At 57.0% G+C, this 9,666-nt stretch carries 7 protein-coding genes; 2 read left to right on the top strand and 5 right to left on the bottom strand.

Annotation, left to right across the window (positions count from 1 at the left end):
• Nucleotides 1–2: 2 nt before the first annotated feature.
• A complete protein-coding gene (locus NB063_RS00830) occupies nt 3–1,667 on the top strand; it encodes a GH3 auxin-responsive promoter family protein (protein ID WP_250926829.1) in 1,665 nt (554 codons plus the stop codon).
• Between the two features lie 37 nt (nt 1,668–1,704).
• On the opposite strand, the gene NB063_RS00825 is transcribed toward NB063_RS00830, so the two are convergent.
• From NB063_RS00825 to NB063_RS00810, 4 genes are read right to left on the bottom strand one after another with little or no spacing between them, the layout of a single operon-like run.
• On the bottom strand, nt 1,705–2,568 hold the full coding sequence (locus NB063_RS00825; RefSeq protein ID WP_250926828.1) for an alpha/beta fold hydrolase: 864 nt from the start codon (nt 2,566–2,568) through the stop codon (nt 1,705–1,707).
• Nucleotides 2,569–2,579: 11 nt separating this feature from the next.
• On the bottom strand, nt 2,580–3,761 hold the full coding sequence (locus NB063_RS00820; RefSeq protein WP_250926827.1) for an enolase C-terminal domain-like protein: 1,182 nt from the start codon (nt 3,759–3,761) through the stop codon (nt 2,580–2,582).
• 2 nt (nt 3,762–3,763) lie between these two features.
• Entirely contained in the window at nt 3,764–4,813 is a 1,050-nt protein-coding gene (locus tag NB063_RS00815) for a ketopantoate reductase family protein (protein ID WP_250926826.1), read from the bottom strand.
• A gap of 5 nt (nt 4,814–4,818) precedes the next feature.
• Nucleotides 4,819–7,128 (bottom strand): efflux RND transporter permease subunit, encoded by a 2,310-nt coding sequence (locus tag NB063_RS00810; RefSeq protein ID WP_250926825.1) that lies wholly within the window; start codon nt 7,126–7,128, stop codon nt 4,819–4,821.
• A gap of 257 nt (nt 7,129–7,385) precedes the next feature.
• Here NB063_RS00810 and NB063_RS00805 point away from each other — a divergent pair, with 257 nt between their 5' ends.
• On the top strand, nt 7,386–9,074 hold the full coding sequence (locus NB063_RS00805; protein WP_250926824.1) for a GH3 auxin-responsive promoter family protein: 1,689 nt from the start codon (nt 7,386–7,388) through the stop codon (nt 9,072–9,074).
• Here the strand turns inward: NB063_RS00805 and NB063_RS00800 are convergent.
• Complete coding sequence (locus NB063_RS00800; RefSeq protein WP_250926823.1) at nt 9,069–9,635, bottom strand: TVP38/TMEM64 family protein; 567 nt, start codon at nt 9,633–9,635, stop codon at nt 9,069–9,071. The two genes, NB063_RS00805 and NB063_RS00800, sit on opposite strands and share 6 nt — an antisense overlap.
• Nucleotides 9,636–9,666: the final 31 nt, after the last annotated feature.

The raw sequence follows: 9,666 nt of genomic DNA, 5'->3' as shown, positions 1-9,666 counted from the left end.
TTATGAATGCTCGCTGGGCGTACATCCAACTGCAGTCGTTGATCGTCAAACGAATGATGGCGAACAATGCGCGATCGCGAGAGATCCAGCAACGCGTGCTGCAGAAAAAGATCCAGATCTGCGCAGACAGCCGGTTCGGCCGAGACCATGGTCTCCGCTCGATTCGCAGCGTCGCTGATTTTCGACGTCAAATTCCCATTACCGATTTCGAATACCTCCGCCCGTACATGGACGAGGTTCGCAATGGGAATCCGAGAGCGATGTTTGGGCCCCAGACACGATTGTTGATGTTCGCGATGACGTCGGGCACAACGGAAAAGCCAAAGCTCATTCCGGTCACGGATGACTTTGTGAAGAGCTACAAGCGTGGCTGGAAAATTTGGGGGCTGAAGGCTCACATCGATCACATGGATTTGGCGAGAAAGGATTACGTCCATCTCGCTGGTGATTGGCAGGAAAGCCGAACGGAATCCGGCGTGTGGTGTGGCAGCATCAGCGGTCTGGCCGCGGAGACGCGTCCCCCGGTCGTTCGCCGACCGTTCATCGTACCACCGCAAGTGGGCAAAATCGGTGATTGGACAAGCCGCCAGTACACGACGCTGCGATTGTCGCTGCCCTCGCGTCGGGTGGGGATGATCATTACCGCAAACCCATTGACCCTGATCAGTTTGGCTAAACTCGCCGATCAGCACAAAGAAACTTTGCTACGCGATCTACGCGACGGAACGATTACGATGCCGGCTGACGGCAACATTTCACTTAATCCGTCTCTCAAAAAACGCATTCGTCCGGTTAATAAGCGACGTTGCGATGAACTCGAACAGATCGTCGAACGCACCGGCCATCTGTTGCCTCGCGACTTTTGGCCTGAGCTGTCGCTCGTGGGAGTTTGGATGGGCGGTTCGGTAGGAGCTTTCGTCCCCGATGTCCGCAAACTTTACGGTAGCTGTGCGTTTCGTGATCATGGATTGTCTGCCAGCGAGGGGCGGATGACGATCCCGATGCAGGATGAATCCAACGCGGGGCTGCTTGACTACACATCCAATTTCTACGAGTTCATTCCGGTTGCCGAATTTGGCAACGACGATCCCACGATTCTCGAAGCTCACGAGTTGGAGGAAGGACAATCCTATTACATCCTTCTGACGAACTCGGGAGGGTTGTTCCGATACAACATTCATGACGTTGTCGAGTGTGTCGGGTTTGAAGGTCAGACGCCATTGCTGACGTTTTTGCACAAAGGCGTGCATTGCAGCAACATGACCGGCGAAAAACTCACCGAGTATCAGGTTGCCACCGCGGTCCGCGAAGCCTTTGTCGATTCCAATCGCAGTGTTGAAACCGTGATGCTCGTTCCCGTCATGGCGAGTGTGCCGAGATACATGTTGTTGATCGAATCGCAGGCGGATCAGGGAGTGGAACGTCTCGCCGAGGCGATCGATACACGATTGTCGAACCTCAACTGCGAGTACGAAAACCGTCTCAAGACAAAACGGTTGCTGCCGATCATGCCCAAAACGATCCCGACAGGGACTTGGCGGCGGTTGCGCGACAAGAAGATCGCCGATCGAGGCGGCACCCAAGAACAATACAAGCACACGTTTCTCGGTTCATCGGATGCCATCCTGGGAGAACTGGGAGTGGGCCCGATCGCAAGCGGTCGCTAACGGTTTGGAGTAATAACGGACCGTTTCGTCGGTACCACTATTTCGCCTGCGTGCTTGGTTTCGTAGCCATTTCGGCAACCTGTTTGCACCACTTCGACAGGTCTTGAAAGTACGGTTCGGGATCGTCCTCAAATTCGAGCGTGTGCGAGGCGCCTTCGTATTCAATGATCGACTTTTCCACGCTGCTCATTCGCTCGACAAACGCCCGCGTCGCTGAGTTGTCGGTGATCGGATCGGTCGAGGCCAGCATCAACAGCACGGGCGTTTGAATTTGTTCTGGGGCTGTCGTCGCGTCTCGTAATAACGCGAGATTATTGATGGCAAATCGAATGGTGATCTCACGCAGCGTGAGAGGATCAAGCTCGATGTAGCGTTGCCATTTCGGCGAGTTGGTAAAGAGTGCCGGATCTTGCAAAGGGACTTGCACCCGTCGATTGACGACACCCATCAGGCCTGCGATCCGAAGTGCCGCTCGCTGGACTCGATTGGCCGCTTTGCTCGAGTACAGCCCGGGGCAGATCAACGCCAGTCCACTCACCAATTCAGGGTGTCGCCTCGTGATGCAGGTAGCCAGGATCCCGCCCCAACTGATCCCCAGTAGGATCTTAGGACGGTCTGACGGTAAGCGTTTGATGTAGTCAACGACGTCGGAAATCCAAGTGGTCCACGTGTCGACGTCGCCTCGAGCTTCGATATTCAAGCCGGAGCCTCGACGCTCGAGAAAGTGAACGTCCATGCCGTTGCACGCCAGATTCGCACTACTCGCTTCGTACCATCCGCCGTGGCTGACGATTCCGTGCAGGCAGATGACGTCGGCGGTTGGTTGTTCGGTGTGCCAAACCCGAGCCGCGAGTTTGCGAGAATCATGACCGGGATAATACTTGAGATCGGGGGGTGTCATGTTCGTTGTGCTCACGCGATTGAGAAGCAGCGGTTTTGTAACACGAAACGTGAGAGTGCTTGCTCGTCGACGGTGATTCCGAGTCCCGGAGCAGTGATTGCGGGTGCCCAACCGCCACGTCCGAACGTAATGGATTCATTGATGATCGAATCCTTCAATAGGTGTCGGTCGGCAGAGCCTTCCCGATAGCGTATTGCCGTGACCGACGTGGCAAAGTGCCGGCCGGCCGCCGATAGGATCCCCGATTCACCGGGATGGCAGCCGAGTTGATAGCCGAGTCCCGCATTGTGCGCCATCGCCGCGAGCTTCAAGCTGGAGATGAAGCCGCCGCATTTAGACAGACGAATATTGAATAGGTCGCAGGTCTCGTTTTCGATCGCCCGTGCAGCGTCGAATTCGCTCGTTAAGGATTCATCGAGCATCAATGGCGTGCGAACTTGCTTGCGCACGGCGGCCAGCGTTTCCACGTCGGCATGATGCACCGGTTGTTCTGCACAACTGACACCATACGGTTCCAATTCCTCGATCCGGCTCGACACTTCGGCGGGACACCAAGCTTCGTTCGCGTCGACCCGCAAATCCATTTTACGACCGACATAACGCCGCATTCGTTTCAAACGCAGCGCGTCACGGTCAGGTTGCATCGCGACTTTCACTTTGCAGTGTCGGAAGCCATAGATCCGCATCGCGAGTGAACTGAGCATTTCTTTGCGAGGACGTCCCGTGCTGATTGCGCTGGAGTACTGTACCCAGTCCGATTTCTGGTGAATCGGTTGGGCGATGGGCAATTGTTGAGTCACGTCGCTGAGCGGTGACTCAAACGCTTTGCCATACGCGTCGAGGATGCTCAGTTCAACGGCGCATCGGTGGGCGTTCGCCAAACAGCCTCGAGGGTTTTTGTCGTGCACAACCGGATGATAACCCTCGCACATTTCGATGACGTCATGCCAGGTCTTGCAGTCGGCAGCGAGTTGTTGGGAAAGGTTGGTGGCCGCAAGCTGTTCCATCGCTCCTTCGGGAGATTCCCCCGTGACATAGGTTCGCGGAATCCCTTCCCCCCACCCGACCGTGCCATCATCCAACCGGCATCGAACGATGAAGTTATCGCTCCAGGAGCGAGAAAACGAAGCGTGCTTGAATTCCTTTCGCAAGCGAAGCCGAACGATCATGCCGGTCAGTTCAGAGATGCGCATTTCTAATCCCGCCTAAGAGATCGAAAGTGCTCGGCGACTTCTTCGCGGCTCATGAATTTCTTTTCGGTTGACCGCTCCATCTCATGCACCATCCGCACGACCTCAGCGTTGTACGGTGCGTTCACACCGCATTCATTGGCGAGTCGCGCGATCTCGCCGTTGACGAATTCAATTTCGGTCGGTCGACCGCGGAGCAAATCTTGGTAGACCGAAAATACCAGCCGGGGCGGAGCAAGTGGCCCGCGGGCGATCATCCGCACGACGTTGTCGAGGCCTGGAACAGCGAGCATTCGCATCAGGCGGCGTAGGCGAATCACATCCGACCCACCGCTCGCTTTTTGCAGCGGAATGCCGGCCGCCTCGAGTACCCGAAACCCTTCGTCTAAGATCGGCATGGCAACGCTCGTTCGCCATGTTCGGTTGAAAATACCGTCGCGTAGGAAATCCGTCGCCGACAGTACCGATGCGTAGCCCATCGTATTGAAAAGCAACTTGTTGTACTGAACGCCGAGAATTGAGTCGGATGCTTCGACGGGCAGCCCCGATGAGCTAAGCGTTTGGGCGGCGTGGTCCACAATCTCGGCAGGCACGTCCGCGGAAGCGGCCCCAATCACGCTGACACCGCGGCGCGTGCAATCGATCACGCCGGGAGCGATGATTCCCATGTTCGTTGCCGTCATACCGACCAGCAGGCGATCAGGACGAAGAAATTTGGAAAGGATCCGTTGGTTGATCCCGTTTTGCAACGAAACGACGACCGCGTCACCAATGGATTCTGCGAATCGTTCCGCCGTTGCGGCGGTGTCTTGCGTTTTCACGGTGAAGAGCACCAGGTCCGATCCCGTGATTGCGGACGGTTCTGATGACGCGGTTACCGGCACGTCGTACTTTCCCCAATCGCCTCGCAGTTCGACGGTGCCGCGGTCCTGCATCGCGGCCAGATGATCACCGCGAGCGATCATGACGACTTCGAGGTTTGGGTTGTGGCGTTTGATCAGTCCGCCGAACATCGCACCGATCGCACCGGCTCCGATGACGCTGATCTTTTTCATTCCGTTCACTGGGGCAACTCGCTACTGGCATCGGTGTCGGCGGCGTCGACGATAAGCGGCAGGCCGGTTCGGCCGAGGATGTCGCCGAGCTTTCCGGCCAACAAGGCGGGGAGAAGTACCAAGTCGCCAAACAGGGCCGTGACCAACATCATCAACAGGATCCAGGAGAAATGTCGTACCGGCAAGAAACCGCTGAAGGAATAAATCATCAAGCCGCACGCGCAAATGATCGTCGTTTGGATCAACGCACCGCCGCACCGTTCATACGCAATTGTAATTGCCGTCTCGTTCGATGCTCCCGCCTTGAGTGATTGAGTGAACCACTTCAGAAAGTGAAACGTTCCGTCAACTGCGATCCCCAACGCGACGCTGGCGGTCATGACGGTGCCGATGTCGATGGCATGTTCGGCCCAGCCCATGACGCCAAAGAGAACCAAGGTCGGAAAGATGTTGGGAAGCATGGCGAGTGCGCCGGCCAGAATGCTGCGAAGTGCCATCATCATCACGATCGCGACAAGGCCCAGGGCTGTCAGAAAACTGAAGAACAGATCAGAGAGCAACATCTTTTGGATCCGGTACACCAGCACCAACACGCCCGTGCTCGATGACGAAATCCCGTGGTATCCGGCGTCTTCGGCTTTCGACAAGACGAAGTCAACTTCGGTTTGCAGCCGATCGAGGAACGTTCCGTAGTCGAAGTGCGCCTGCCCTTTGACGCGGGCGCTGATCCGCCACGCATCCCCTCGTTTGGTCTCTGCGAGGAAGTGCGAATCGATCAGTTCGTCGCGGCTTTGTTCGATCTGCCGAAGGAAAACGGTTTTGCGGATGGTCGACCCGAGACCGGTAAGCCGCGGGAAACTCGGGACGAATGTCACCGCCGACATCGTGCCTTCGAGGACCTCAATTTGGCTGATCTGATGTTGGACCGCAGCGACAATTCGGAGGCGGTCGATCGGATCGACGTTACTGTCATCAGCGAAATAAATCACGACTTCGATCGGAACCAAGGGGCCGACGTTCTTTTCGACCCAGTGAAAATCTTCGACCGCACGGTTGTCTTCGGACAGCAGCGATACGACATCGATCGTGGTCCGCAATCGGACCAAGCCGACGCCGCTGACGATCATTCCCGTAATGCACAGCGTGCGGATCACGAAGCTGTATCGTGAAATGCCCCCGGCGACACTTGCAAACGACAGCCATCGGGATGATGGGTTGGACGTGTCGCTCGGGTTAGGCTTTTGATGGCGGGGCTTGGGGGCGTGACGCCCCGATGAAACTTTGAGCCAAATGACCATAAAGCCTGGCAACATCAGGAACAGCAGAATGACGCAGACAATCGTTCCCAACGCACCGAGGAAACCGAATTGGCGGATCGGTTCGACATCGCTAATGCCGAGCGATGCCAGCCCGATCGCGGTGGTGATGCCTGCGAGGGTGCACGGGCCAGCTGCCTTACGAATCGCCCTCACTGGGGCGTCGCTGCCCGCACCCGCGTCGACTTCCTCGAGGAAGTAATTAGCGAGGTGGATTCCGACGCTCACCGCGAGCACGAAGACCAAGGCGGGCAACACGATCAAGATCGCGTTCATGGTCTCGCCGCTGTAGTAGATCAACGCCAGCAAGAATCCCTGAGCCCAGGCTCCAACGGCCATGATCGGAATCGTCAACCACACCGACCTCAGGCAGACGTAGCAGAGGACCAGCGAAATTAGGATCGAGGGAATGCTGTACTGTTGTATCGAGCGGCTGCTTTCCTGATCGATCGCCATCCCATCGATGGCGGGTCCCGTGGCGATCAAGTCATCAACGGCAAAGCCGATCGATTGGGCGATGGTTTCTTTGAGCAGCGGGATGGTTTCGCGTCGCTGCACCGCACCGTATTCGGTCAGTTCGACCACGAGACAACTCGTTTTATCATCCTGCCCGACGAGCACTCCGTTGAGTCGATCGATCGCGGCTTGTCGTGACAGATCGATCGGCATCGAAGTCAACGTGTCGAGCAACGTCTTGCCCGAGAACACGTTGTTCACCAAACGTTGCTTGCCGGTGGCATCTCGTTCGGCTTGGACGTCCAGGACCGCGTCGGCGGCTGTGCTGAGCCTCTCATCGTCGACTTGGCAGCCTTCCCAGGTCACGACGATCAGGTCGTGGGCACCGAAGAGGTCGATGAACTCATTAAATTCGCGTCTCGCGGGCGCGTCGCGGTCGACCCACATCAGCGGCGCGTTGAACATCGACAGCAGGCCGAGATCCGAGCCGCGGACCACAAACGGCGCAGAAATCAGCAGCACGAGCCCCGTCAGGGCGGCCATGCGAACAAGCGGCGAGCGTAACAAACTCGGGGATGAGGGATCGGGCCGTCTCTGTGTCATTTCCACTTTTTTCGTCGAATCGTGACGTCGTGGGGCGAGGGCTGTCGCGACGTCCGGATGCTCCCGTCATCGTTCGACTTCTGGCCCCGTTTTCACGCCCCTCCGGGAGCCGGAATGTTACGTCATAGCGTCCTTGTACGACAGCCCAAGGGGATTACGATACGACGCGTCCAGGTTTTCCTCCCGCAACCGATTTCATGCACTCCATCTCCCACTATGTTCGGCTCGCGTATCTCCAGTGGCGTCTGCGTCGATTAACGCGATATCTGCGAGGCACCGCCGATTGTCAATCGGTGCAGCGGAGCCGGTTGATGGAGAAAATCCGGCTCAACGAAGACAGCCAGTTTGGCCGCGAACATGGATTCGCCAGTATCCGCAGCGTCGAGGATTTTCGCAGCCGCGTACCGATTGCTAACTACGAAACCTACCGTCCGTATATCGAAGAGGTCAAAAACGGCAACTCGGGAGCACTCTTTGGGCCCGGTACCCAAGTGCTGATGTTTTCGATGACCTCGGGGACGACGAGCCAGTCGAAGTACGTTCCGATTACCAACCATTTCTTCGAAGAGTACCGGCGGAGTTGGAACTATTGGGGGCTTGCGACGTATCGGGATCACAACGATCTACTGTCGAAGCAAACGCTGACGCTCACCAGCGATTGGGACCAATTTCGAACCAACGCGGGAATCCCTTGCGGCAGCATCAGTGGGCTGGCCGCGGAGACTCGGCCTCGAATCACCAATTCGTTGTTCATCCTGCCCAACGCTTTGTTGAAAGTGAAGGGAACCGAGAACAAGCAATACGCTTCGCTGCGCGTGGCGATCGAGTCGCCTCAAATCGGGATGATCGCTACCGCCAACCCGTTGACGCTCATCCATCTCGCCCGGATGGCCGATGAGCAAAAGGAACGCCTGATTCGTGACGTTCACAACGGAACATTGTCAGATCACGTTGAGATTCCTGCTGAGGTCCGGCAGGTATTGAAGCAACGCAGCAAAGGTGCCAACCGGTCACGAGCCAAAGAGCTCGACAACATCGTCGAACGCACCGGGCATTTGCACCCGAAAGATTTTTGGCCCGGGCTGTCGGTGGTCTCGGTGTGGATGGGCGGTTCAGTGGCCGCGTACCTGCCAACGGTTCGCCAGTACTACGGCGATGTGCCGCTGCGTGACCACGGCCTGTCCGCCAGCGAAGGGCACATGACGTCACCGATGCAGGATGAAACCTGTGCAGGGTTGCTCGACTACGAAAGCCACTTTTTCGAATTCATTCCGACCGAGGAGCATGGCACGCCCGATCCTACCGTGCTCGAAGCTCACGAACTCGAAGTCGGGCAAGAGTACTTCTTGCTGATGTCGACATTGAGCGGACTGTATCGCTATGACATTCACGACGTCGTGCGGTGCGACGGATTCATTGGTCGCTGCCCCCAATTGACGTTCCTCAACAAGGGGGCTCATTATTCGAGCATGACGGGAGAGAAGCTCAGCGAATTACAAGTCACGCAGGCGATCGGCCAAGCGTTTCAAGACTGCGGGCTTTCGATCGACCACTACAGTTTGGTGCCTGTGCCCGGCGATCCGGCTCATTACCGGTTGCTCGTCGAAGAATCATTCGATTCCGAAAAGGCTCGACAGATCGCCGCGAGTGTCGACCAACGGCTCAGCGAAGTGAACTGTGAATACGAAGACCGGTTGCAGGGCCGCCGTATGGCTGGCGTGGTCGTCGCCACGGTTCCCCCGGGCACGTGGACCGCACACCGGCAACGCCAGACCGCTGGCGAGGGCAACGATACCTACGCGTACAAGCATCCGTTTCTGGCTGCGAAACCTGAACTCGCCGAGCAGTTTCGGACGCTGTCTGACAATGGCGTGATCGAGTCATGACCAATGCACGATCCCCGCTCCGATCGCCGCCATTAAGAGCGAACCTGGAAAAGTGCCGATCGCCGAGCACCATGCAAACCGCTTCCACCTGACACCCGCTGCTCCGGGGATGAATGATCCGATGTGCATTCCGAGCCAAGGGACTTGGCGGATGCAGATCAAGTACAATGGGTGATCGATTGGGAAGCTTCTGAGCCAGTTCGGAATGTGTTCTGTTTCTTGCTCAAGTTCGAAATCCTTTCGCGCCCGTCGCCCCAATCCGAACTGTAATAGCGCCGCGATCCACCAACCCAACCAACTCAACAACGTTCCGACCGTTACGCCGTAGAGGGCACCATTTGCAATCGAAAACAGATCCGACGGAAACGGGGTCAATGCCATCGCGACGTGCATGGGCAGCAAAATCCCAATGGCGCCCATGCCGTAGACGTCCCGAATCTGCTTCAGCTCGTTTTCCGACATCCACTGCACCAACCACATTCCGACGAAGCACAGCACCAGGATCGCGTAGGACACCGGTGATCGGAGCAGGCGTGTCCAAAAACGACGCAGGGCGGTCATGTGGTAGCACAGTGGGAAGGAATGCACGTTC

The sequence above is a fragment of the Aporhodopirellula aestuarii genome (assembly GCF_023701485.1).
Lineage (GTDB): Bacteria > Planctomycetota > Planctomycetia > Pirellulales > Pirellulaceae > Rhodopirellula > Rhodopirellula aestuarii.
Note: the sequence above shows the minus strand (reverse complement) of the source record. Positions and strands in the feature narration are given on the sequence as shown.

Bases quoted from the DNA above. Each gene is read 5' to 3' on its own strand.
- NB063_RS00800 (WP_250926823.1), bottom strand. From the start codon at position 9,635: ATGACCGCCCTGCGTCGTTTTTGGACACGCCTGCTCCGATCACCGGTG.
- NB063_RS00820 (WP_250926827.1), bottom strand. From the start codon at position 3,761: ATGCGCATCTCTGAACTGACCGGCATGATCGTTCGGCTTCGCTTGCGA.
- NB063_RS00825 (WP_250926828.1), bottom strand. From the start codon at position 2,568: ATGACACCCCCCGATCTCAAGTATTATCCCGGTCATGATTCTCGCAAA.
- NB063_RS00805 (WP_250926824.1), top strand. From the start codon at position 7,386: ATGCACTCCATCTCCCACTATGTTCGGCTCGCGTATCTCCAGTGGCGT.
- NB063_RS00815 (WP_250926826.1), bottom strand. From the start codon at position 4,813: ATGAAAAAGATCAGCGTCATCGGAGCCGGTGCGATCGGTGCGATGTTC.
- NB063_RS00830 (WP_250926829.1), top strand. From the start codon at position 3: ATGAATGCTCGCTGGGCGTACATCCAACTGCAGTCGTTGATCGTCAAA.
- NB063_RS00810 (WP_250926825.1), bottom strand. From the start codon at position 7,128: ATGGCCGCCCTGACGGGGCTCGTGCTGCTGATTTCTGCGCCGTTTGTG.